Annotated in this window: 22 protein-coding genes; 5 read left to right on the forward strand and 17 right to left on the reverse strand. The window is 49.8% G+C overall.

The window, feature by feature from the left end; translation table 11 throughout:
- Positions 1 to 20: 20 nt before the first annotated feature.
- The 6 genes from nqrE to E4L36_RS03200 form a co-directional block, all read right to left on the reverse strand.
- A complete protein-coding gene (gene nqrE, locus E4L36_RS03175) occupies positions 21 to 629 on the reverse strand; it encodes an NADH:ubiquinone reductase (Na(+)-transporting) subunit E (RefSeq protein ID WP_127692673.1) in 609 nt (202 codons plus the stop codon).
- Positions 629 to 1,288, reverse strand: a complete 660-nt coding sequence (locus E4L36_RS03180) for an NADH:ubiquinone reductase (Na(+)-transporting) subunit D (protein ID WP_136679178.1) — start codon at positions 1,286 to 1,288, stop codon at positions 629 to 631. Before E4L36_RS03180 ends, nqrE begins: the two co-directional genes overlap by 1 nt.
- A gap of 2 nt (positions 1,289 to 1,290) precedes the next feature.
- The gene (locus E4L36_RS03185; RefSeq protein ID WP_136679179.1) at positions 1,291 to 2,070 is read right to left on the reverse strand and encodes a Na(+)-translocating NADH-quinone reductase subunit C; all 780 of its coding nucleotides are present in this window, start codon (positions 2,068 to 2,070) and stop codon (positions 1,291 to 1,293) included.
- Positions 2,060 to 3,268, reverse strand: coding sequence for an NADH:ubiquinone reductase (Na(+)-transporting) subunit B (locus tag E4L36_RS03190; protein ID WP_127692670.1), 1,209 nt, complete (start codon positions 3,266 to 3,268; stop codon positions 2,060 to 2,062). The genes E4L36_RS03185 and E4L36_RS03190 overlap by 11 nt, the downstream gene beginning before the upstream one ends.
- A 10-nt stretch (positions 3,269 to 3,278) precedes the next feature.
- Positions 3,279 to 4,622 carry a Na(+)-translocating NADH-quinone reductase subunit A gene (locus E4L36_RS03195; RefSeq protein ID WP_136679180.1) on the reverse strand — a complete coding sequence of 448 codons (1,344 nt, stop codon included), beginning with the start codon at positions 4,620 to 4,622 and terminating at the stop codon, positions 3,279 to 3,281.
- A gap of 333 nt (positions 4,623 to 4,955) precedes the next feature.
- On the reverse strand, positions 4,956 to 6,398 hold the full coding sequence (locus E4L36_RS03200) for a glyceraldehyde-3-phosphate dehydrogenase (protein WP_136679181.1): 1,443 nt from the start codon (positions 6,396 to 6,398) through the stop codon (positions 4,956 to 4,958).
- A gap of 178 nt (positions 6,399 to 6,576) precedes the next feature.
- On the opposite strand from E4L36_RS03200, the gene mfd reads away from it, so the two are divergent.
- A complete protein-coding gene (mfd, locus tag E4L36_RS03205) occupies positions 6,577 to 10,032 on the forward strand; it encodes a transcription-repair coupling factor (protein ID WP_136679182.1) in 3,456 nt (1,151 codons plus the stop codon).
- On the forward strand, positions 10,029 to 10,595 hold the full coding sequence (locus E4L36_RS03210) for a CsiV family protein (RefSeq protein WP_136679183.1): 567 nt from the start codon (positions 10,029 to 10,031) through the stop codon (positions 10,593 to 10,595). The genes mfd and E4L36_RS03210 overlap by 4 nt, the downstream gene beginning before the upstream one ends.
- Before the next feature lie 47 nt (positions 10,596 to 10,642).
- Here the strand turns inward: E4L36_RS03210 and E4L36_RS03215 are convergent, their stop codons facing one another.
- The 5 genes from E4L36_RS03215 to sohB all read right to left on the reverse strand — a co-directional run bounded on the left by E4L36_RS03215 (position 10,643) and on the right by sohB (position 15,139).
- A complete protein-coding gene (locus E4L36_RS03215) occupies positions 10,643 to 11,791 on the reverse strand; it encodes a mechanosensitive ion channel family protein (RefSeq protein ID WP_136679184.1) in 1,149 nt (382 codons plus the stop codon).
- A 33-nt stretch (positions 11,792 to 11,824) separates the two neighbouring features.
- Positions 11,825 to 12,835, reverse strand: a complete 1,011-nt coding sequence (gene nagZ, locus E4L36_RS03220; RefSeq protein ID WP_240770660.1) for a beta-N-acetylhexosaminidase — start codon at positions 12,833 to 12,835, stop codon at positions 11,825 to 11,827.
- Between the two features lie 2 nt (positions 12,836 to 12,837).
- Positions 12,838 to 13,314: a L,D-transpeptidase gene (locus E4L36_RS03225; RefSeq protein WP_136679185.1), complete on the reverse strand. Its 477-nt coding sequence runs from the start codon at positions 13,312 to 13,314 to the stop codon at positions 12,838 to 12,840.
- On the reverse strand, positions 13,314 to 13,973 hold the full coding sequence (locus tag E4L36_RS03230) for a TetR/AcrR family transcriptional regulator (protein ID WP_136679186.1): 660 nt from the start codon (positions 13,971 to 13,973) through the stop codon (positions 13,314 to 13,316). Before E4L36_RS03230 ends, E4L36_RS03225 begins: the two co-directional genes overlap by 1 nt.
- 95 nt (positions 13,974 to 14,068) lie before the next feature.
- Positions 14,069 to 15,139: a protease SohB gene (gene sohB, locus E4L36_RS03235; RefSeq protein WP_127692661.1), complete on the reverse strand. Its 1,071-nt coding sequence runs from the start codon at positions 15,137 to 15,139 to the stop codon at positions 14,069 to 14,071.
- 92 nt (positions 15,140 to 15,231) lie between these two features.
- Here sohB and E4L36_RS03240 point away from each other — a divergent pair, with 92 nt between their 5' ends.
- Complete coding sequence (locus tag E4L36_RS03240; RefSeq protein ID WP_206064490.1) at positions 15,232 to 15,552, forward strand: SCP2 sterol-binding domain-containing protein; 321 nt, start codon at positions 15,232 to 15,234, stop codon at positions 15,550 to 15,552.
- 1 nt (position 15,553) lies between these two features.
- Here E4L36_RS03240 and nudC read toward each other — a convergent pair whose 3' ends face one another.
- Positions 15,554 to 16,309: an NAD(+) diphosphatase gene (gene nudC / locus E4L36_RS03245; RefSeq protein ID WP_136679187.1), complete on the reverse strand. Its 756-nt coding sequence runs from the start codon at positions 16,307 to 16,309 to the stop codon at positions 15,554 to 15,556.
- Positions 16,310 to 16,547: 238 nt separating this feature from the next.
- Here nudC and nhaB point away from each other — a divergent pair, with 238 nt between their 5' ends.
- Positions 16,548 to 18,056 (forward strand): sodium/proton antiporter NhaB, encoded by a 1,509-nt coding sequence (gene nhaB, locus E4L36_RS03250; protein WP_136679188.1) that lies wholly within the window; start codon positions 16,548 to 16,550, stop codon positions 18,054 to 18,056.
- Between the two features lie 68 nt (positions 18,057 to 18,124).
- Here the strand turns inward: nhaB and E4L36_RS03255 are convergent, their stop codons facing one another.
- The 5 genes from E4L36_RS03255 to E4L36_RS03275 form a co-directional block, all read right to left on the reverse strand.
- On the reverse strand, positions 18,125 to 18,916 hold the full coding sequence (locus tag E4L36_RS03255; protein WP_127692658.1) for a TIGR00266 family protein: 792 nt from the start codon (positions 18,914 to 18,916) through the stop codon (positions 18,125 to 18,127).
- A gap of 42 nt (positions 18,917 to 18,958) precedes the next feature.
- A complete protein-coding gene (locus E4L36_RS03260) occupies positions 18,959 to 19,423 on the reverse strand; it encodes a glycine zipper 2TM domain-containing protein (protein ID WP_127692657.1) in 465 nt (154 codons plus the stop codon).
- A gap of 51 nt (positions 19,424 to 19,474) precedes the next feature.
- Positions 19,475 to 21,262, reverse strand: a complete 1,788-nt coding sequence (locus E4L36_RS03265; protein ID WP_136679189.1) for an ABC transporter ATP-binding protein — start codon at positions 21,260 to 21,262, stop codon at positions 19,475 to 19,477.
- 120 nt (positions 21,263 to 21,382) lie between these two features.
- Complete coding sequence (locus E4L36_RS03270) at positions 21,383 to 21,625, reverse strand: DUF465 domain-containing protein (RefSeq protein WP_127692655.1); 243 nt, start codon at positions 21,623 to 21,625, stop codon at positions 21,383 to 21,385.
- Positions 21,626 to 21,739: 114 nt separating this feature from the next.
- Entirely contained in the window at positions 21,740 to 23,296 is a 1,557-nt protein-coding gene (locus E4L36_RS03275; RefSeq protein ID WP_136679190.1) for a PAS domain-containing methyl-accepting chemotaxis protein, read from the reverse strand.
- A gap of 258 nt (positions 23,297 to 23,554) precedes the next feature.
- Here E4L36_RS03275 and aroA point away from each other — a divergent pair, with 258 nt between their 5' ends.
- Entirely contained in the window at positions 23,555 to 24,838 is a 1,284-nt protein-coding gene (aroA, locus tag E4L36_RS03280; RefSeq protein ID WP_136679191.1) for a 3-phosphoshikimate 1-carboxyvinyltransferase, read from the forward strand.
- The last annotated feature ends 17 nt before the right edge of the window (positions 24,839 to 24,855 follow it).

Raw genomic sequence — 24,855 nt, forward strand, 5'->3', positions numbered from 1 at the left:
TTTAAACCATCATGTTTGGCTTACAGCTGTACGCCAGAGAATGACATGAAACCAAGAGACATCAGACCAACAGTAATGAAGGTAATGCCTAGGCCACGCAAACCCGCTGGCACATCGCTGTACTTGAGTTTTTCACGGATACCCGCCAACGCAGCAATTGCAAGCGCCCAACCGAATCCAGCACCCACGCCATATACGACGCTTTCGCCAAATGTGTAGTCACGCTCAACCATAAATAGTGCTGCACCCATAATTGCACAGTTAACTGTGATCAAAGGCAGGAACACACCCAGTGCGTTGTAAAGTGCTGGGAAGAACTTATCCAAGACCATCTCTAGAATCTGCACAATCGCTGCGATTACACCGATATAAGAGATATAACCTAGGAAGCTCAAATCTGCTTCAGGGAAGCCAGCCCAAGCCAATGCGCCTTCGCGCAACAAACCGTTATAAATCAGGTTGTTGACCGGTGTAGTGATCGCCAAAACGACAATAACAGCGATACCCAAACCGATAGCAGTTTGTACTTTTTTGGAGATTGCCAAAAATGTGCACATTCCCAAGAAGAATGCCAACGCCATGTTTTCGACAAAAATCGCCTTAATAGCAAGACTGATATACTGTTCCATTACACAGCCTCCTTCTTGGTATTTGGAGCCATTTCGAACTCAGGTGCTTCCACCTGCTTTTTATCGTAAGTACGGATAATCCAGATGAAGATACCGATCAAGAAGAACGCACTTGGTGGTAGCAACATCAGACCGTTAGCAGGATACCAGCCGCCATCTGTAATCAGTGGCAGTACTTCGTAACCAAACAGCTTTCCTGAGCCGAAAAGTTCGCGGAAGAATCCAACAAAGATCAAGACCGCACCATAACCCAGACCATTACCAAGACCGTCCATGAAGGAGATACCCGGAGGGTTCTTCATCGCAAACGCTTCTGCACGGCCCATAACGATACAGTTAGTAATGATCAAACCAACGAATACAGAAAGCTGTTTCGAAACGTCATACGCTACCGCTTTCAAGATCTGGTCAACAACAATTACCAACGACGCGATAATTGTCATCTGACAGATGATTCGAATGTTGTTTGGAATATGGTTGCGAATCAAAGATACGAACATGTTAGAAAACGCTGTAACGGCCATTACCGCAAGCGTCATAACAAGTGCTGTATTCAGGTTCGACGTAACCGCTAGCGCCGAGCAGACACCAAGGATCTGCAAGGCGATCGGGTTATTTTTTACAACCGGTGTGGTTAAAACTTCTTTAGCTGCAGACATGATTACACCCCTCCTGCCTTCAGATTAGCTAGGAACGGAGCATAGCCGTTCTCGCCCATCCAAAACTCGATCAGACGTGTAACACCATTACTCGTCAGCGTTGCACCAGCTAGACCATCGATCTGATGCTCAGCGTTCGGCGAACTAGGATCAACCTTGCCTTTCACAAGACCGAGTACAGGCGCAGTCGAGCCTTCATCATAGACTTTCTTACCCGGCCACTGAGCCTTCCAGATAGGATTATCTACTTCACCACCTAGTCCCGGTGTTTCAGCATGTGAATAGAAGCCTAAACCAACAACTGTGTTCAAGTCGCCCTCTAGTGCTAGGAAGCCGTACAGCGTAGACCACAGACCGTAACCATGAACAGGAAGGATAACCTTTTCGATTTTTCCTTCTTTTTCAACAAGATAAATAGTCTGGTAGTTCGCTTGGCGCTTGATAGATGCGATATCTTTGTCACGTGGTAGTGCTTCAGATAGCTGCGGATCTTTTGCAGCTTTACGCGCATCATATGTTTGAGGATCAACAACATCTGTGTACTTGCCTGTCTCTAGATCAACTACCTTGGTAGTGATTTGTTCGAAAGACTCATCAACAGACTTGCTCGGATCCAGCAGACCAGCCGCAGCCAAAATATTGGTGCGCTTGTCTAATAGTTTGTTCGCCTCTTGTTGTGGCTTTAACAGCACAGCAGCCGCGGATACGACAACGGAGCAGATCACACACAAAAGGACAGTAACGGTAATCGTTTTACCGATAGTATCGTTATTAGCCGACATTTCGTGCCATCCTCCGCTTGATATTTGCCTGTACGACAAAATTATCGATCAACGGTGCGAATAGGTTTGCAAACAGAATCGCTAGCATCATACCTTCAGGGAAGGCAGGGTTAACTACACGAATCAATACAACCATTACACCAATCAACGCACCGAAGTACCACTTACCCTTGTTCGTCATCGAAGCTGACACAGGGTCAGTCGCCATGAAGAACATGCCGAATGCGAAACCACCAAGCACTAGGTGCCAGTAGAACGGCATTGCAAACATTGGGTTAGTATCAGAGCCGATAATATTGAACAGCACACTGGTTGCGACCATGCCTAAGAAGACACCTGCAACGATGCGCCAAGCAGCAATCTTAGCGATTAACAGCACTGCACCACCGATAGCGATAGCAAGGGTAGACACTTCACCAACGGAACCTTGGATCGTACCGACAAAGGCATCCATCCACGTCAAGTTCTGCGCGAGGATTGCATCGATACCGCCAGCAGCTGCCAGACCAAGTGGTGTCGCACCCGCGAAGCCATCCACCGCAGTCCAGATCGCGTCACCAGACATCTGCGCAGGATAAGCGAAGAACAGGAACGCACGGCCAGTCAAAGCTGGGTTGAGGAAGTTCTTACCTGTACCACCGAATACCTCTTTACCAATAACAACACCGAAGCTGATGCCTAGTGCTACCTGCCATAGAGGAATCGTTGGTGGAAGGATCAATGAAAACAGGATAGAGGTTACGAAGAAACCTTCGTTAACTTCGTGACCACGCTTCATCGCAAAAAGTACTTCCCAGAAGCCACCCACTACGAATGTTACTGCGTAGATAGGTAACCAGTAGGTCGCGCCATGGATGAAGTTATCCCAAATACTGGATGCATCATAACCTGCTAATGCAGTGATGATAGCACCACGCCAGCCTTCAGCTTCTGCCAAACCCATCTGAGCCATAGCAGTATTTGCTTGAAAACCAACGTTATACAAACCCGCGAAAACAGCTGGGAACGTACACATCCACACCATGATCATCATGCGCTTGAGGTCGATACCGTCACGCACGTGTGCAGACGCTTTTGTCACGCTGCCAGGTGTATAGAAAATGGTATCAACCGCTTCGTAAAGCGCATACCAATTTTCGTACTTGCCGCCTTTGTGGAAATGCGGCTCCATCTTGTCAAGAATATTTCTGATGCTCATATGGCGCCTCTTAGGCCTCTTTTTCGATGCGCGTCAGATTGTCACGAAGGATCGGACCGTACTCGTACTTGCCTGGGCAAGCGAACGTGCAAAGTGCCAGATCTTCTTCATCCAACTCCAAACAACCCAGTTGCATCGCAGTGACGATATCGCCAGTAACTAGCGCGCGCAGCAATTGAGTTGGCAGAATGTCTAGCGGCATAACCTCTTCAAACTGACCCACCGGTACCATCGCACGCTCAGATCCGTTGGTTGTCGTTGTGAAGTTAAATGTCTTGCTAGATGACATAGACGACGTAAAGATATTGAGGATCGAGAACTTGTTGGCGCCAGGTGTCAACCAACCCATAAATTCGCGCTTATCACCCTCTTCCAGCACAGACACCTGTGTTGAATAACGACCTAGGTACGCTAACGCACCCGCCGCTTTACGACCATTCCAAACGGATCCGCTGATAACACGGTTGTTATCACCTTTCAATAAACCACTGGTAAGATCATCTAAGCTCGCACCTAAACGAGTTTTTAAGATAGCTGGCTTATCTACTTGCGGGCCGGCAACAGCAACAAAGCGTTCAGTAAAGATACGACCTTCTGTGAACAGCTTGCCGAACGCTACAACATCTTGGTAACCAATTGTCCAAACAGTCTTAGCTTGAGACACTGGGTCCAAGTAATGAATGTGCGTTCCAGCGTTACCTGCAGGGTGCTTACCCTCAAACTCCTCAACTGTCACACCTTCAACAGAAGGGATATCAGCATTTGGTGCTTTACACAGGTAAACAGCCTTATCTGTCAACTTAGTCAGTAACCGCAGACCATTCTTAAAGTCTTCAGAATACGCAGCAACAAATAGTGCTGGATCACCCGCTAGAGGGTTTGTATCAATAGCAGTTACAAAAATAGAAGACGGCGCGCTATCGGTAGCAGGCACTCTGCTAAAAGGACGCGTACGTAACGCTGCCCACAGACCTGACTCGCTAAGTTGTGCTACAACCTGCTCGCGCTCTAAAGCGTCCAGCTGCGCTGCATCCACTTTAGCAAACTCAACGGCCTCTTCCTCTGCGTCCAATTCAATAACAACGGACAGCAGACGACGACGTTCGCCACGATTAATTTCTTTGACAATACCAGCGCCCGGTGCCGTATAGTGAACACCTTCGGTTTTCTTGTCGGAAAAGATCACTTGACCGAGTTTTACTCGATCACCCACCTTAACGGCCATTGTCGGCTTACAGCCAACATAGTCTGGTCCGCATACGGCAACCGATCGAACTACCGGAGTTGCAGCAGAAACCGCTTGCTCCGGAGCACCCGTTATCGGTAGATCCAGACCTTTTTTGATCTTGATCATACACCTCACCCAATCACGATTAAACTTGTTCGAGATTTGGTTCTCACCACCACCAGATTATGGATCACAGGAACACTGTGCCTGCCACCCTTCTGATTTTGTTATTCGGAAAACCTTAAACCCCACCAAAAAACTTTGTAAGTATACCTGAGCCACAAGCCTCGAATCCACTCAGTGTCACCTTAAAATTGTTGCGACATTGTGATTAGCGCGCTTTTTTTATTTTTTTGGGGAAGTATCAGCTTCGTACTTGGTGAGAATATGACCAACAGCCTAGAGAGAGCCCACAAAAAAGGGCTGCATTATGCAGCCCTTTTCTTTTAAAACAGCAAGTTAGCCATTCTTTTTCGCTTTCGGGAACGCCGGTAGAGTCACGTTCGCCATTTTTTGCGCCATACGAATAACCTGGCAGCTATAACCGAACTCGTTATCGTACCAAACGTACAATACACAACGATTTCCGTTCACGATTGTTGCTAGCGCATCAACAACACCTGCCGCACGCGAACCAACAAAATCAGAAGAAACTGCTTCTGGAGAGTTGCTGTAGTCGATCTGCTTTTGCAATGGAGAGTGCAGGGCAACTTCGCGCAGGTACTCGTTTAGCTCTTCTTTGTTCGTTTCTTTTTCAAGATTCAGGTTAAGAATCGCCATAGAAACGTTTGGCGTTGGTACACGGATTGCGTTACCCGTCAGTTTACCTTCCATTGCTGGAAGTGCTTTAGAAACCGCCTTCGCAGCACCCGTTTCCGTCAGAACCATGTTCAAGCCAGCAGCACGACCACGGCGATCACCTTTATGGTAATTATCGATCAAGTTCTGGTCGTTAGTGTATGCGTGAACAGTCTCAACGTGGCCGTTAGCCACACCAAAACGCTCATTGACTGCCTTAAGAACCGGCGTAATAGCGTTTGTTGTGCAAGAAGCGGCAGATAGCACGCGATCTTCATCATCGAAATCGTGATGGTTTACACCCATAACGATGTTCTTCATACCCTTACCAGGAGCTGTCAGCAATGCGCGCGCAACACCCTTAGATTTCAGGTGAAGAGACAAGCCTTCTTGGTCACGCCAGATACCCGTGTTATCGATGACGAGCGCATTGGAGATACCGTATGCTTCGTAGTCAACCTGATCAGGACCATCAGAGAAGATAACCTGAATTGGGTTGCCGTTTACGATCAGCAAATTACGCTCTTCATCGACTTGGATAGTACCCTTGAAAGAACCGTGCACTGAATCACGACGCAGTAAGCTAGCACGCTTCTCAAGATCGTTCGCCGCTTTACCCTTACGTACTACGATAGCACGCAGACGCAGCGACTGACCGCCACCTGTACGCTCGATCAACAAGCGCGCCAGCAAGCGACCAATGCGACCGAAACCGTAAAGTACGACATCAGTACCTTCACGAGAGCCTGTACCAATAACTGGAGCCAACTCTTCAGCCAAAAAATCTTCCATTGAGCGGCCATTCGCTTCTTTGGAATATTTAACAGCTAATTTACCGATATCAACGTGAGCTGTGTTTACGTCTAGCTTCTGCAGCGCTTCAAGAACTGGGTAAGTATCTTTTACAGTCAGCTCTTGTGCTTCAACTTGACGCGCAAAGCGGTGTGCTTTTAGTACGTCAATAACAGAACGCTTAACGATGAGCCTACCGTAAACGGATGTCTCAATATTGCGGTCACGGTAAAGGCTGCCGATCATAGGAATCATTGCTTCAGCGGTTGCTTCGCGGTCTTTCCAATCAGCGAATACTTGGTCTTGGCTCACGGTTATCTCCAACATTTACGTCAGTATAAAAAACTGCGGCGTATTATCCTCTTTTCTGACTCTCCGGGCAAATCGGGGCCTTCTAGACTTTAGCAGTGTCAGAAATCAGCGACTTATATCTCTTTTAAGCCACAACAGGTAACATACGCAACCGCTGATAACTGTGATGAAAAGGAGTATGTCCGTGACACAACTCAACTTTCCCTTACCGCAAAAAGCAGGGGATACGAAATGGGTCGGTCAAGTTCACGATAGCGCCATAGGCTTATTAGTTGCACAAGCCGCAAGCAAGCACGCCGCCCCGACGCTGGTAATCACACAAAATAGTGAATCAGCCGCGTTGCTAGAGGCCGAGATCCGCTTCTACGCTGGGGAATCGCTTGAAATTCTGCCCTTCCCTGACTGGGAAACGCTGCCATACGACACCTTCTCCCCGCACCAAGACATCACATCGGCTCGCATTAGCACTCTGCATCGATTACAGCAGCTCAAGCAGGGCATAGTTATTGTCCCAGTGAGCACCCTGCTGCACCGCATCGCGCCCAGCGAGTTTCTGGCTGGCCACACACTTATGCTAGATACTGGCCAGCAGCTCGACATAGATGCACTACGAACTTCGTTAAGCAACGCCGGCTACCGCGCCGTAGAGACTGTTTTCGAGCACGGCGAATTCGCGATCCGCGGCTCGATCATTGACCTTTTCCCGATGGGTTCAGACACGCCCTATCGTATCGACCTATTTGATGATGAGATCGATACACTGCGCACCTTCGACCCTGAATCGCAGCGCTCGATAGACAAGATAGATAACATCCGCTTACTGCCCGCGCGTGAGTTTCCGCTGACACCTGCCGCGATCTCTCGCTTTAAACAAGCTTGGCGCGAGGCGTTTGATGTGGATCATCGCCGCTGCCCAACATACAGTGATGTCAACAACGGCTTCGCTCCGCCGGGTATCGAATACTACCTGCCGCTTTTCTTCAGCGACACTGCAACGCTCTTCGACTATTTACCGAACAACAGTCTTGTGATTAGCGAAGGCAACTTAGAAACATCACTGAAGACATTTTGGGCGGATGCCGAGAGCCGATATGAAGACCGCCGTCACGATATCGAGCGCCCAATACTGGCACCACTGGAGATCTTCTTACCACAAGAGGAGTTTTTCAGTGCACTGAAGCAGTTTTTCCGTCTACAAACGTTTCAAGACGCACAACCGGACACTGCCGGACACACCAACCTCGCCTGCAAGAAGTCGGAAGAGCTGTCAGTTAATGCACAATCCGCCACGCCACTGGCGGCATTGGAGGCAAACCTTAAGCACAATAAAGGCGAGAAAGTGATTTTCTGCGCCGAGTCCGCCGGGCGCCGGGAAGCGTTGCTTGAGCTACTCAAGCGCGCTGATATCACACCGACCGTGTGCGAGTCATGGCAAGCGTGCCAAGAGAGCGACCAATCGCCGCTCCTAACTGTGTTCCCACTCAGCAGGGGGCTACACCTGCCGGGTATCGTACAGGTGATTGTCGAACCCCAGCTATTCGGTCAGCAAGTATTCCAAAGCCGCCGCCGAACCCGAGAAAAAGACCAATCTGATCTGGTTGTTCGCAACCTTGCCGAGCTTGCTGTTGGCGCGCCGGTAGTCCACGTCGATCACGGCGTTGGGCGCTACATCGGCTTGCAAACGATCGAGCTAGACGGCCAAGCTAACGAGTTTGTCGCACTCTCTTATGCGAATGATTCAAAACTTTATGTACCAGTCTCGTCACTTCACCTTATTAGCCGCTACTCGGGCGCCACGGACGAGCTTGCCCCGCTACACAAACTTGGCACTGAGCAATGGAGCAAAGCTCGCCAAAAAGCGGCTGAGAAGATTCGTGATACGGCAGCCGAACTGCTCGACATCTACGCTCGCCGAGCTGCGCGAAAAGGCTTCAGCTTTGCTGATCCAGACCAAAGTTATGCTCAGTTTGCGGCTGGCTTCCCGTTCGAAGAAACACCTGATCAAGACCTTGCCATCCAAGCCGTATTACGCGACATGACCTCTGCACAGCCGATGGATCGCCTCGTATGTGGTGATGTCGGTTTCGGCAAAACCGAAGTGGCAATGCGTGCAGCGTTTATGGCGGCAGCCTCCAATAAACAAGTAGCTGTGCTTGTTCCAACAACACTGCTTGCCCAGCAACATTTCGAGAACTTCCGCGACCGCTTTGCTGATTGGCCCGTAAACGTTGAGCTTATTTCACGCTTTAGAACCGCTAAGCAGCAAGATGCCGTTATCCAAAAACTGCATGATGGTCAGATCGACATTATTGTGGGCACCCACAAGCTACTCCAATCGAGCGTCCAGTTTAAAAATCTGGGCTTAGTGATCATTGATGAGGAACACCGATTTGGTGTCCAACAAAAGGAGCGCCTAAAGTCACTGCGCTCGGAGGTTGATATCCTCACAATGACCGCCACCCCTATTCCACGCACGCTAAACATGGCCATGTCTGGTATGCGCGATCTCTCGATTATCGCCACACCGCCCGCACGACGCTTAGCCGTTAAGACGTTTGTCCGCGAGAGCGACCCTGCCATCGTGAAAGAAGCCATCTTGCGTGAACTGCTGCGCGGCGGGCAGGTTTACTACCTTCACAACGAGGTCAAATCGATCGAGAAAACCGCTGAGACCCTGCGTGAGCTTGTCCCCGAAGCACGCATTGGCGTTGGTCACGGTCAGATGCGTGAGCGTGAACTTGAACAAGTGATGTCAGACTTCTACCACAAGCGGCACAATATTTTGTTGTGCACCACGATCATTGAAACCGGGATCGATGTCCCGAACGCCAACACCATTATCATTGACCGCGCCGACAAGTTTGGCTTAGCACAACTGCATCAGCTGCGTGGCCGTGTGGGGCGTTCCCACCACCAGGCCTATGCTTACATGCTGACACCACACCCGAAAAGCATCTCCAGCGATGCAAAAAAACGCCTTGAAGCGATCGCACAAGCAGAAGATCTCGGTGCCGGCTTCACACTGGCAACACACGACCTAGAGATCCGCGGCGCAGGCGAACTGCTTGGTGAAGAGCAAAGCGGCCAGATTCAAGGCATCGGTTTTACGCTTTACATGGAGATGTTAGAGGACGCCATACAGTCGATCAAAGAGGGCAAAACACCCAATATGGATAAGCCTCTGCAGCATGGCTCAGAGGTTAATTTACAACTTCCGGCACTAATCCCCGACGATTACCTCCCGGATGTTCACAACCGCCTGATCATGTATAAACGGATCGCCAGCGCAGCAACCGATGCTGAGTTGAAAGAGCTACAGATCGAGATGATCGACCGCTTTGGAATGCTCCCTAATGCAACTAAGAACCTGTTCAGGCTAACTTCGTTAAAACTCTTGGCGGATGCATTGGGCATCATTAAACTGGAAGCTGGCTCAAAGAGCGGCAGAATCGAGTTCGACAGTGACCCCAAAGTGGATCCGTTCACGCTCGTCACTCTGGTGCAAAAACAACCACAAAAATATAAGCTCGAAGGCGCTAGCCAACTGCGCTTCTCGCTCGATATGGATGACTCAGAACAGCGCTTCGCAGCCGTTGAGTCGTTACTTAAGGAACTCGGCAAGGTAAACGGATGAGAACTCTAATTCACAGCATTACGGTTGCACTACTTCTCTTAGCTAGCGCAACCGCCAGCGCGGCAACATACTACGGCATTGAAGTGATCATTTTCAGCCGCGACAGCAGCATGACTGATGAGCTGTGGCCGGCACCACAGCAAACACCTGCGTCAGGGTTTAGTCTTACAGATAGCGGCTACCGCGAGCGCTCACCTGCCAGCTTCTTTTTAAAATCCACCAGCCGCCGTATCGAAAACGCTGCCGGGCATCGCATCCTGTACCACGGTTCATGGTCTCAACCGGTGCTTAAAAGCCGCAACTCCAAGCCGGTTGCCATTCGAGCGGGCTCGGTAATGCCAGATGGATTCTATGAAGTAGAAGGCGCTATCACTGTGGATCGCGGCCGCTATCTTCACTTCAAACCTAACCTTCAACTGCGTCGAAATGTTGTGATGGCAGATGGGTCAACACAAATGATCACGACCACGTTAGATCTTCCGCGTCGTATGCGCTCCAAAGAAGCCCACTATATCGATCACCCGTTATTTGGCATGGTTGTATACGCCGTACCGCTAAACTGAGTTGAACATCAGACACAAAAAAGCCAGCGAATTCGCTGGCTTTTTTATTACTGCTGAATATCAGCCCGCTCTAACGATAATGCCTGAGCCTGCGAAACCCCCTCAACATGTAGCGTTTGTGTTGGGAATGCAACTTCAGCGTCGTGCCCTTCAACAATCGCCATAATTTGTAACAGCACATCCTGCTTTACCTCGTGGTACTTCACCCAGTTTGTGGTTTTCGTGAACGTGTAAACGAAGAAGTCCAGTGATGAAGGGGAAAACTGATTGAGGTTGACGATCAGAGTCTGGCGCGTATCGATCTCGGGATGGTTCTGTAACATCGTCTTTACATCAGACACGATGGCCTGAATCCGCGTAACATCACAATAGCGCACGCCAACCGTCTCGTAGATGCGGCGGTTTTTCATTCGCGATGGGTTTTCCACAGAGATACTTGTGAAGGTAGCGTTAGGCACATAGAGCGGCCGCTGATCAAAGGTTCTGATTCGTGTGAGGCGCCAACCAATATCTTCGACCGTACCCTCGATATTTTGGTCGGGCGAACGCACCCAGTCTCCTACTTTGAATGGTCGATCGAGATAGATCATCAAACCGCCAAAGAAGTTTGCCAGCAGATCCTTTGCTGCAAAACCTACCGCCAAACCGCCAATACCACCAAATGCCAAGACACCAGAAATACTATATCCGAAGCTCTGCAACACCACTAATGCGATTGTGACCACCAGCGCTAGGCGAATAAGCTTACCAATCGCGGAAACAGTGGTTTCATCCATCGAAGTATCGATACCCTGAGGGTCAATCAATGCGGTTTCTGCGCGCTTAACGAAACGCACCAAGAACCAACCGATCAGTACAATAACCGCCACTTTACGTAGCGGATCGATAATATCGAGCAGTACCGTACCCGTTTTAGCATCGATGATATCAATGGCCCAGCTACCGCCTAACACCCAGACCAACATCACTGCAGGGCGGCGTGCAGCCTCCACTAGCAAGTCATCCCACACATTGCGGGTTCTCAGGAGTTGTTGGGCAAGCTTAAAGAAGAACTTTTTAACAAAGAGCGCGACAATCGACGTGGTCAAAATGACGACAAACACACTCAAAACCCAACTATTTTCCTGTCCAAGCGCTAGGTTATCGACTAACCAAGTGGTCACAGTGTTCAGTATCGCTTTTGCATCAGCATCCATGTTTCACTCCTTTGCAAACAGAAAATCTCGCGATCAATCCAATAGGCTCGCCGCTATCGCCTTGGCGCGTCTATAACGGCTCTCATCTTTTACTGCCAACGCAGGTTGGTAACGCATACGAGCAATACGGCTGGCAGGGCTAGCGTCTGGGTTTTCCTGCAGGTAATCAAGCACCTCGACTGCAGCTTCTGGGTTGTTACATACCAATACCATGTCACAACCCGCCTCTAGTGCAGCTTTGGCACGGGATGGATAATCACCAGCAACGCGCGCGCCCTCCATGGTGAGATCATCGCTGAAGATCACACCATCAAAACCCATCTCCCCCCTGAGCACTTCTTGCAGCCAAAACTGCGAGAACCCAGCAGTGTTCTGATCCACCTGCTCGTAGATCACATGAGCAGGCATGACAGCTTCCATACCTGCATCCACCAATGCACCAAACGGAACAAGATCGGCACCGCGCAACTGCTCGAGTGAACGCTCATCGCGCGGGATATCTAAATGCGAGTCGGCCACAACCCAGCCATGTCCCGGGAAGTGCTTGCCTGTAGACGCCATGCCTGCTTCCTTCATACCCGCTATAAACGCAGTAGTTAGCACAATGACCTGCTCCGGGTTATCACCAAACGCGCGATCACCAATAATTTCACTGCGCCCCCAATCCAGATCAAGCACTGGCGCAAAGCTGATATCGATATCAAGCTGGGTTAGCTCAATCGCCATCAGCCAAGCCAGCTCTTTTGCGGCGGCACACCCTGCCGCTTGATCTTGCTGCCATAAGCGCGCGACAGCAGTCATTGGCGGAATCCGTACAAATCCGTCGCGAAAACGCTGCACGCGCCCGCCTTCATGGTCAACCGCGATCAATATGTCGGGAGCAATGTTGCGGATGTCATCAACCAAAGCCTTCAGCTGCGCTGGGCTCGAATAGTTACGCGTAAATAAAATTAAGCCGCCGACTTCGGGGTGAGCTAAGAGTTCACGTTCGCGGGGTGCGATCTCTGTACCAACGAGATCCAACATTAAACGTCCGGCAGGCATAGTTACTCCTCAATAAAAACTTCAGTACCTACGGGCACCAAGTCAAAAAGTGTGATGATATCGGCGTTGCGCATCCTGATACAGCCATGGGATAGCGGCACACCCATCGGCTCGCTGTCTGGCGTGCCATGCAGGTATATGTAACGGCGCATCGTGTCGCAGTTTTGCAAACGGTTGAAGCCAACCTCGGTGCCACTCAGCCATAAAATCCGCGTTAGAATCCAATCTCGCTTTGGGAACTGCTCAGCCAGCGCTTCAGAATAAACCTCTTCGGTAAAACGGCGGCCTACGAAAACCGCTCCCTCTGGCATTTGCGCGCCAATTTTAGCCCGAATAATATGTGCGCCACGCGGCGTGCAACCACTACCATTTTGCTCGCCTGCACCATTTAGGGCCGTTGAGACAGGAAACGTTAGAACCGAACGCTCATTTAGCACCAGCGTTAGCGTTTGGGTAGGGATCGAAATTCGGATATACATTAGATACGGCTAACAAACGTGCTCTCTGGCCGCGCGAGAAATCCAGCCGTTAAAACAGGGATCATACGATGTAAGACTCGCTCAACTTCGATGTCTTCAGCGTCTTTTGAGCCGCCGAGGCCGGCTAAAACTCGGTAGTTATTCAAAGTAAAGATCATGGAGCCTAATAAGAAGTGGATTCGCCAGAAGAACTCGTCATCATGCATCGGTGCGGCGTCTTGACGAAGCAGCAGAATAAAGTCGTCCAAGCTCTCACGGTACTTTGAGGTAAGAAACTCTCGAAATTCGTCTTGGCCTGGCGCATAGGAGAGATCGAGCAGCCTAGAGAAGATAGCTAAGGCATGGCCGTTAGTTTGGTGCACTTTGAGCAGCGCACGCATGAGCATCTCGAGCAGCTCTTCGGTAGCAACCGTGGTGCCCTGATGGGTGTAGCGCGTTGTACAGACAGCATCTTGTAGGTAGCCCACAAACGGCGCTACGTATTTATCAGCCACTGACTCAATCAGTCCCTGCTTTGAGCCAAAGTGATAGTTCACAGCTGCCAAATTCACTTTCGCAGCTGTGGTGATCTGCCGCATTGTTGTTTCACTGAACCCTTGTTCGGCAAATAATGCTTCTGCGGCCTTCTGTATTTGCCGAGCCGTTTTCGATTGCTGCAACCCTCGCCTCCTTTCGAACGTGTTTGAAACACCACTATTAGAAAGGAATTAATCCAAGCAAGCAACTATTAATAGATTTCCTGTGAATTCAATAGCTAGCGAGAGATAAAACGACTGTTAGCAAGACGCGACAATGCTTTAGTAAAAAGGCCGTCTGCTGTTTTAATCGTCATGTCACTGATGCGCTCTTGCAACGTCTTTTTGACCTCGTAACGTACGCGGTATACATCAGATTCTTCGCACGCTTTCATCAGGTAATCGTCGCTCGTTGTTAGCTCATCCACCAACTGCTCAGCCAGAGCACGCTTGCCAAACCATACTTCACCGGTGGCGACTTTTTCGATATCTAGTTGCGGACGATACTGGCTCACAAACTCTTTAAACAGCGCGTGCGTATCTTCAAGCTCTTCGATGAACTTTTCTTTACCCTTTTCGGTGTTTTCACCAAACATAGTGACTGTGCGCTTGTACTCACCCGCGGTGAACATCTCATAGTCAACATCATGTTTTTGTAATAGGCGGTGGAAGTTAGGTAGCTGCGCCACAACGCCAATCGAGCCGACAATGGCAAACGGAGCCGCCAGCAGCTTATCTGCCAAGCACGCCATCATATAGCCACCACTAGCCGCGACCTCATCAACACAAACAGTCAGTGGAATATTACGCGCTTTAATGCGCTCCAACTGCGATGCAGCCAAACCATAGGTGTGTACCAATCCGCCGCCACTTTCAAGGCGAATCACCACTTCATCTTCAGGGCGCGCAAACGTTAGCACCGCCGAAATCTCCTCACGTAGCGGATCCACTTCAGATGCTTTGATGTCACCATCAAAATCCAAAACATAAACACGCTTACGCTCCGCCGACTCAGGCATACTGCCTTGCTTCAGCGTCTTTTTACGTTTCTTGCTCTCTTCTTTATCCTTCTTTTTCTGCTCTTTGGCGAGCTGCTTGTAAGCCTCACGATCAAGCACGGCAGCTTCGATGGCGTCCTTCATATCATCAAACTGATCGTTCAATGATGTCAGCTCTACCTCACCTTCTGATGCATCGCGCTTATTACGACCACCCAGCACGCCAACACCTACAACGATCAGCAGAATAGTGATTAGAACAGTGATCGCCTTCGCTAAAAAAAGGCCATATTCAAAGAAAAAGTCGGACAAGTTATTTCTCCAGAAAGAGTTCTCAGCTTGAAGCGAGCTAATGTAACATAATACGCCTACTCAGCAACCGCCTAAGGACCCCAAGAGACCCCATGAGCGATATCACTGTAGATAAAGTCATCGAGAAGTTGCCTCATCGCTTTCAAGCCGATGCTGCTCAAGATCTAGAGACTGTTTTTCAATTTATGCTGGATGACAGCACCGACTTTTATATCGAGATAAGAGATGGTCAGTGCCGCACGGAAAAAGGCGAGCATCCTGACCCAAACGTTACCTTGATTACGGACGCAGACACTTTTATTCGCGTTGTAAACGGTGAGCAAGACGGTATGGGTGCCTTTTTGAAAGGCCAGCTTCGTGCCGAAGGCAATGTTATGTTAGCCACGAAGCTAGGCAAACTATTCCGGCGCTAGGCTAAACCTCCCCTTTGATGAAGCGCTCGATCAGTTTATATGAGATAGCGAACGAAGGAGGCAGATCAGGTAGCGTTTCACGCGTGAACCAATGCGCCTCCTCAATTTCGATACCATCCGGCGCCAACTCACCTGAATCGTAGTCAGCGATAAAGCCGAGCATCAGTGAGTGTGGAAACGGCCAAGATTGGCTTTCCATGTAGCGGACATTCTTAACTTCAATGCCGACCTCTTCGCGCACTTCACGGTGCACCGCCGCTTCAGCCGATTCACCAGCTTCAATAAACCCTGCCAATGTACTTAAACGCCCCGGCGGAAAGTGCGGAGAGCGAGCCAGTAAGCATCGTTCACCATCAACCACTAACACGATAATGCATGGCGAAATGCGCGGGTAATGGACGAGCTTACAAACAGGGCAATGCTTCGCGAGATCCTTCACATGGTGCTCAGTCTTGGTGCCGCAGCGTCCACAGAATTGATGATGACTATGCCAAGTGACTAACTGCACAGCCCTCGAGAGCAACATATACTCTGTCTGATCCTGAGCTTGTGCTAATACTTGGCGCATCTGAATGGGTTGATAAGCCTCAGGTAAAGGGTCGCTAACAATAGCGAGAGTGACTGCAACTCCATCGCGCTCACCGACCGGATAGCTCGCTTCAATTTGCTGATTAGCCAAGCCACTATCATCAAGATAAGGCCGGTTTTCAATACCGATAAGTGCACCATGATAGCCAACCAGCACGAAATTTTTCACACAATTCCCCTACAAAAGATACTATAATAAGTTTTCAGAAATTAATGAAACTACCTACTATAGAGCAAAAATTTAGTAAAATAGACCACACAAAGCACACAAATCATCACTTATTGTTTATCATGCTGCCGAAAACAACGCTTAATAATAAAATTTCGTTTTCCCGCATTTTGCATTATCCACTGCTGAGTACCCTGACCCCATAAGCGAGGGGAGGTCAGATAAAGGAATACAACCAATGACAATCTCTTTCCCGCAGGCAATTATGCAGAATTTCCTCGGAAATTCTCCTGTTTGGTATAAGCAGGCCATAATTGGCTTCCTCATCCTCAACCCTATCTTGCTGTTTGTTGCAGGCCCAGCTGTTACCGGCTGGATTCTCATTTTTGAATTTATCTTCACCCTCGCTTTGGCACTCAAGTGCTACCCCCTGCAACCTGGTGGCCTACTCGCCATCGAGGCCGTAGCGATCGGCCTTGCATCACCTGAGTCGGTTTACCATGAAGTCAGCGGCAACCTCGAGGTTCTTCTGCTCCTGATGTTTATGGTAGCAGGCATCTACTTTATGAAGAGCATGCTGCTTTGGATTTTTACTAAGATCCTACTTAAAGTTCGCTCCAAGTCGTTACTATCTTTACTCTTTTCATTATCTGCGGCGGTTTTATCAGCTTTCTTAGATGCACTAACTGTGACCGCAGTTCTTATTAGCGTTTGCGTCGGTTTTTATGCGGTATACCACCGAGTAGCCTCAGGAAAAAAGAATAGCTCCGAACACGACCATGCGAATGACGATGGCGTCGAGGTTGATAAACGCAAAGACTTAGAGGACTTCCGCGCGTTCCTACGCAGCTTGCTAATGCACGGTGCTGTCGGTACTGCGTTGGGTGGTGTGTGTACACTTGTAGGAGAGCCACAGAACCTGTTGATCGCACAAAAAGCGGGCTGGGATTTCGTCGAGTTCTTTGTCTTGATGGCTCCAATTACCATGCCTGTATTGATCGCAGGCTTGGTAACGTGCTTTATGCTCGAGAAGCTGAAGCTTTTCGGCTACGGCTCTCAACTTCCTGATAGCGTGCGCTATATCCTCGAAGACTTCGCAGCAGAGGAAGATCGTAAGCGCAGTACGCGTGATAAGGCTCAGTTAGCCGTACAAGTTGTCGTTGCGGTGTTTCTTGTCGTCGCGTTGGCGATGCACCTAGCTGCTGTAGGTTTGATCGGGCTCGTCATTATCGTGTTCTTAACGGCTTTCAACGGTATTGTTGAGGAGCATCAAATCGGTAAAGCCTTTGAAGAAGCCCTGCCCTTCACAGCACTACTAGTTGTATTCTTCGCGGTGGTATCGGTGATCCACGAGCAGCACCTTTTCCAGCCTATTATTGCGGCGGTCTTAGCGATGGACGAAGCATCTCAGCCAGGCCTCTTCTTCGTGGCAAATGGTGTGCTATCAGCCATCAGTGACAACGTATTCGTAGCAACGGTCTATATCAATGAGGTTGTTGATGCGCTAAACGCAGGCACAATCACGCGCGAACACTTCGACGCTCTTGCTATTGCGATCAACACAGGAACAAATATCCCAAGCGTCGCAACACCTAACGGGCAAGCGGCATTCTTGTTCTTGTTAACGTCGGCTCTGGCACCGCTTATTCGCCTCTCCTATGGGCGCATGGTCATTATGGCATTCCCATATACCATCGTGATGAGTCTAGTCGGCTACGTTTGCGTTAACTTAGCTTTAGGTGGCTAAAAAAGTATCGCTCAATAAAAAACCTCGCCTAGGCGAGGTTTTTTATTATTAAAGCGGCAAGATAGCACTTATCGGTCGCCATCAAGCATACGGCCAATCCCGCCTAATACCGAGCCTTCACCTTGGCTGCTACCACCTGCTGATGGCGCATGAGCCAAGATACGGTCCGCCATGCGGGAGAATGGCAAGCTTTGCAACCACACAGTACCAGTACCAGACAATGTAGCCAAGAAAAGGCCTTCACCACCGAACACCATTGACTTGAGGCTACCGGCACGCTCGATGTCATAATCAATTTGGCCGGAAAAGCCCACCAAGCAGCCCGTATCTACACGCAATGTCTCGTTATTTAGCTCTTTGCGAATCACGGTGCCGCCTGCTTGGATAAACGCCATGCCATCGCCTTCGAGCGTTTGCAAAATAAAGCCCTCACCACCGAAAAGACCACTCCCCAAACGGCGGTTGAAAGTGATGTCTATCTTAGTCCCTAGCGCAGCGCACAAGAACGCATCTTTTTGGCAAGTGACACGGCCTCCGATCTGCGCCATATCGAGCGGCACAATGTTGCCAGGATAGGGCGCAGAGAAGGATACGCGGCGCTTTCCTACACCATTATTGGTAAAGTGCGTCGTAAAGACAGATTCGCCTGTTACCATACGCTTACCTGCTGAAAACAGCTTACCCATTAGGCCTTGATCAGGCTCCGAGCCGTCGCCCATACGGGTTTCAAAACCAATGCCCTCTTCCATGTAAGTCATTGCACCAGCCTCGGCAACAACTGTTTCACCCGGATCTAGTTCAACCTCAACCAGTTGCATCTCCGCGCCAAGTATCTCGTAATCAACCTCATGACAACGCATGAAATCTTCTCCCTCTGTCTGACTGCTTAAATCTTAACGATACTAATATACAACACGGCTGACACTGCCGCGTTTTAGTATGCGGACGTTATCGCCCGAGCGGAAATAACCGCTCTCACCCACCTCTTGAACGACAGACACAACATCACCGCTACGCAAGCGCAGCGTGATCTCTTGTCCTTGCTTGCGAGTCGCATCCTTCTGCACTTTTTCGCCGATGATACCGCCTGCCACCGATCCAATAACCGTTGCCAAAGCTCGACCACTACCACCACCGACGGTGCTGCCTGCAATACCACCCACAGCAGCACCCGTTAAGGTGCCTACTGCCCCCTCTTTACCTTCAATCACAACCGGCGTTACCGACATCACCGTAGCGTAGCGTACCCGCTGCTCGCGCTGAGCTTCGCCATAGCTGTAGGTATCTCCTGTCAAACGTTGCGAGGAACAACCCGTTGCAACCACCAGCACCGAGACTGCGAGTAATACCGCTTTTATTTGCTTCATCTTCTTATCCACCTATCTAATACCTGCAGATTAAGACTACTAAACCACCGTTTAAATTCCCTGATGCTGACCATAAAGTCGCGCATAGAGACCATCAGAGTCGATCAACTCATCGTGCCCACCCTCTTCTGCGATGAGTCCGTCCTCAAACACATACACATGATCAGCCTGCTTCACGGCACTCAAACGATGGGCAACGATAATCGTGGTTCTACCAGCTAAAAATGCCTCTAGTGCTTTATGTAACGCACGCTCGGTTTCGGTATCAAGTGCCGATGTCGCCTCATCCAAGATCACGAGTTTTGGATCCGACAGCACCATACGAGCAATCGCCAAGCGCTGGCGCTGACCTCCGGACAGGCGCACCCCTTGACGCCCAACTACCGCGTCCAGTCCGCCATCAAGCCCATCGATAAATTCAGCCAACTGCGCAACGGTTAGTGCCTCCCAAAGCTGGGTATCAGTGTAACTTTCACCCATGCACAGATTGCTGCGCACCGTACCGTTAAATAAGGCAGGGTGCTGCAACACGGTGGCTACGTTATCGCGAATGAGCGGCAAACCAATCTCTTGCGTTGCGACACCATTGAATTGGATCTCACCACGAGTTGGCGTATACAACCCCAACAACACCTGAACCAGTGTCGACTTACCACCGCCACTTGCTCCCACCAGCGCTATTTTCTGGCCTGCAGCGATGGAGAGGTTAATACCACGCAGCACTTCAGTGCCATCTCCATAGCTGAAATGGACATCCCGCATGGAGACCCCAACAGTCGGCTGATCTGTGAACGGGTTGGTGGTTGCGGGATAATCTGGCTCTTGATCAAGCTCGATTAAGCGGTTTAAACGCGTTAGCGCGGCTTTTGCACCATAGAACGAATACTGAATCCCGAGTACCTCTTGGACGGGGCCCATCATAAACCATAGGTAGCCGAAGACCGCCATCATCTCACCAACCGACAGGTCAGAGAAGACCACCATCAGCATCGATACCGCACGGAACAGATCAAATCCAACCAAGAAAACCAAGAAGCTAAAACGGCTCGCTGCATCACTTTTCCACTCAAACGCACACGAATCATCGCGTACTTGGCGTGCTTTACTCACCAGACCCGTTAGATAATGTCGCTCGCGATTACCGGCACGAATCTGCTGGATCGCATCCAATGTCTCGGTTAAAGCCCCCTGAAAAACCTCGTAAGCTTTGTTTTCATGCTTCTTGAGCTCTTTAACGCGCTTCCCTATCACCGTTGTAAAGTAGATAACTACCGGGTTCAAAAACATGATGAAGAGCGCTAACTGCCAATGCATCCATAGCAAGATGATCGCGGTACCAAGAATGGATAAGGTGGCTACCAACAAGCGGCTAACCGAACTTCCGACAAAGCGGTCGACGGTATCCAAGTCAGTCACAAAATGGGAACTTACGGCACCACTGCCCAGCGTTTCGTACTCCGACATTGAGATACGGCCCAAACGCTTCAGCAAAGTGCTGCGCATACGGAAAATAATATCTTTCGAGATGATGGTGAACTGCCGCCCCTGCCATACATTAAGCGCCAGCGCGATCACCCTTAAAACGACCGTGATAAAGAAGATGGCAAAGATATATAAAATCGGGCCGTGCCAACTTTCTGGGAACCATGGATTAATAGTGGCAATCAGGGTTCCAGGCGTATCAAGCAACACTTCGTCAACAAGCAGTGGCATTAGCAACGGAAGTGGTACCGAAAAAATCGTCGCTAATATCGCAACAAGGTTGGCATAAGCCAGCTCACGCTTGTGTTGTTTTGCAATAGAAAAAATATACTGCCAACTGAACTTTGGGCTTTGCATAACACCTCATAAATCATAATGAGAAACATTCCCAAAAATACCATATACACGGCCCATTTGTCTGGACTGAAAACAAAAACACCCGCATTTAGCGGGTGTTTGATCTCGTGTATTTAAAGGCTATTTTGCGGCACGTAACATCGCGTAAAGCTGATCTTTCAAGTGCAAGCGCTTCACCTTGAGCTCTTCCTCTACCTTCGTTGCTACAGGCTCGATCTCCGCTTCCATTTTCTCAACCTGTTTAGTCACGACATGGTACTCGTCGAACAGCTTAGAGAAGTGAGCATCGCTCATTTTTAGTTGATGAATCTCTTCGCGAAACTCAGGTAGCTCATGAACTAGATCGTGATGTTCGATAGACATATTGTGTTCCTTCTCGGTAACGGACTCTTAATTTCTTTAGTTTCAGTATCTACCTGAGTCAGTTAAGAGACATTGATACTTATCAACTAATTAACCGGGAATCGTAAGAATCGATCAGACGTTCACACTCTGAATGAGCTCTTTTGATGTATCTGCCAACTCTTGGCTGGCAGCCTCGGCTTCTCTGGCCGCAGCCAACGCCACATCAGCCGACGCCTTAGCCCGGTTGATCTCTGTATTTAACGACTCAGCAGAGCTACTTTGTTGCTCAAATACGCCCGCGATCGACGTATTCAGCTCCGCTATATTCGACACACTGTGCGCAATTGCCTCTAAAGCGCTGCCCGCATTATGGGCCTGTTCCACACAAGCTTGCGCTTGCTCGCCACCCTGCTTCATTTTGCTGATGGCTTGCGAAGATTCGGACCCAAGGCGTTTGATTGCCGCATCGATATCACGGGTGGATTGCTGCGTGCGTTGTGCTAACGCTCTTACCTCGTCCGCTACCACTGCAAAGCCCCGGCCCTGCTCACCTGCACGTGCTGCTTCAATCGCCGCATTCAAAGCCAGCAGGTTAGTTTGATCAGCAATATCGCTAATTACCTCAGTGGCGTTAGTGATATCGTGAGTGGCGGCTTGTAGGTTATCTAGCTGCTCAGATGCCTCTGATACCCGTTGCGCCATGCCACCAATCGCTTCAATCGTATCTGTAACGGCAGTCTGCCCATAACACGCTTTTTCCAGCGCATCGTGGGTGTTCTCTGAAGCATTGCGCGCTGAGCTTGCAGCTTCCTCAATTGAACTTGATAACGCACCAACGCGCCCAACGATAGAATCTAGCTCCGATACTTGATCAGTGATCGCCTGCTCAGCAGAGCGGGCAATCCCAATTGTATGGAGCCCCTGCTCCTCTAGTGCATTGGCCGAGTCGCCAACCCGCACATTCGCCGAGCGAATACGTGCTTTGTTTGTTAGAGCGGCCAAATAGATCGCACCGGCTTCGGAGCGCGAATTGCCGTAGACTTCCTCCAGTAACTTACTCTTAATCACCTTGTGGGAGCGCTGTTCAAGCATTTTGATCGGTTTAAAACTGTAAGCAGCCAACCCACTGAAAAGCACGGCAGATACCACACTAGAGGCCGCTACCCATGTCGCAGACCAATCGGTCAGAACACCTACCAAAAGCGGCACCGTGGCACTCAGTGCAGGAATGAGCATCACCTTTTTAGCGATCTGGATATCATGAAACGATACACGCCTACGCCCACTGTTGATGCGCGCAAATACATCTTTCGCACGGGCAACTTGCGCTTTAGTGGGGCGCGTACGCACCGATTGATAACCAATCGTCGTGCCGTTATCTAAAATTGGCGTGACATACGCATTCACCCAATAGTAGCCGCCATCTTTACAACGGTTTTTAACCACCCCAATCCATGGTTTGTTTTCTTTCAGCTTCTCCCACATATCGCCGAACGCAGCCGCTGGCATGTCAGGATGACGCACAAGGTTGTGAGGCTTACCGATCAACTCCTCCGGCGTAAAGCCAGAGATTTCGATAAACGCATCATTGACTGAGGTGATGCGGCCTTTGAGGTCGGTCGTGGAGACCAGCGGGGTGTTATCGCTAAAGGTACGTTCAGTGTTGTTTACGGGCAGGTTCTTCTTCATTAAAACATCCGTCCCTACTGCTATTTTATTGTTGTTCTTTGAGCTTAGTGCTTGAACGATTCAGTGAATCTCAAGCCTTTAAGATAATCATTTAAACAGTAAGTTTATATCAAGATTTAATAAGCGGATGTGAATATATAAAAAAGAGCAAAATTTAATCAAAAGGGATAGATTTTTCGCGGATAACTCGACCTGAGCAGCAACTCAGGCTACCTTATAGCCCCCGCATTCATAAGCTGATTATTGAGTACGTAATTGATGGATAGTTTAACGCTGCAACCGATCCACTCTGTTGCTGGAGAAGTACAGATTCCAGGTTCCAAAAGCCTGTCAAATCGCATTCTACTGCTAGCTGCGCTGGCTGAAGGTACCACTACAATCACTAACCTTCTCGACAGTGATGACGTTCGCCACATGCTGGCGGCGCTCAGCAAGCTAGGCATTCGCTATGAACTATCCGACGACAAACGTACCTGCAAAGTCACTGGCGCAGCCGGCGCGTTAGGCACCAGCGATCTGCCGCTTTTCTTAGGCAATGCTGGCACCGCTATGCGCCCATTAACTGCGGCCCTATGTCTCGGCCAAGGCGAGTACGAACTCACTGGTGAGCCGCGTATGTACGAACGCCCCATCGGCGACCTTGTCGATGCGCTGCGCGCGCTGGGTGCTGACATCGAATATCTCGGTGATAAGAACTACCCACCACTGAAGATACGCGCGAATGGCTTGGGCGGCGGTGCTGTTAAAATCAAGGGCAACATCTCAAGCCAGTTTCTGACAGCACTTCTCATGGCAGCACCACTGGCAAAAGAAGACCTCACTATCACAGTGGATGGGGAGCTGGTCTCCAAGCCCTACATCGACATCACACTGCATGTGATGTCGCTATTTGGTGTTGATGTTAAAAATAACGATTACCAAAGTTTTGAGATCGCCGGACAACAAACCTACCATAGCCCAGACACCATTATGGTTGAGGGTGATGCTTCGTCAGCATCTTACTTCTTAGCCTCAGCTGCGATTGCAGGTGGTACAGTGCGTGTTTATGGCGTTGGCGCAGATAGCGTACAAGGCGACAAGCGTTTTGCCGAAGTCTTGGAAAAAATGGGCGCGCAGGTAACCTATGGCCCCACTTACATTGAGGTCACCCGCGGCGAGCAACCACTAAAAGCGGTGGATCTTGATCTTAACCATATCCCCGATGCTGCGATGACCATTGCCACAACCGCATTGTTCGCCGAAGGCACAACCGCGATCCGCAATATCTACAATTGGCGGGTAAAAGAGACCGACCGCCTCAGCGCGATGGCAACAGAGCTGCGCAAAGTGGGAGCCGATGTTGTTGAGGGCGAAGACTTTATCGAAGTCACGCCACCACAACAGCTGCAACACGCCGCAATCGATACCTATGATGACCACCGCATGGCAATGTGCTTCTCATTGGTAGCCCTGAGCGATACACCCGTAACAATTAACGACCCAGGCTGTACAGCAAAAACGTTCCCCGAGTACTTTGATCTGTTCGCCACAATCGCGAAGTAACTCAAGCTCCCGAGATA

It is taken from the genome of Neptunomonas sp. XY-337 (genome assembly GCF_004959845.1).
Classification (GTDB): domain Bacteria; phylum Pseudomonadota; class Gammaproteobacteria; order Pseudomonadales; family Balneatricaceae; genus Neptunomonas; species Neptunomonas marina.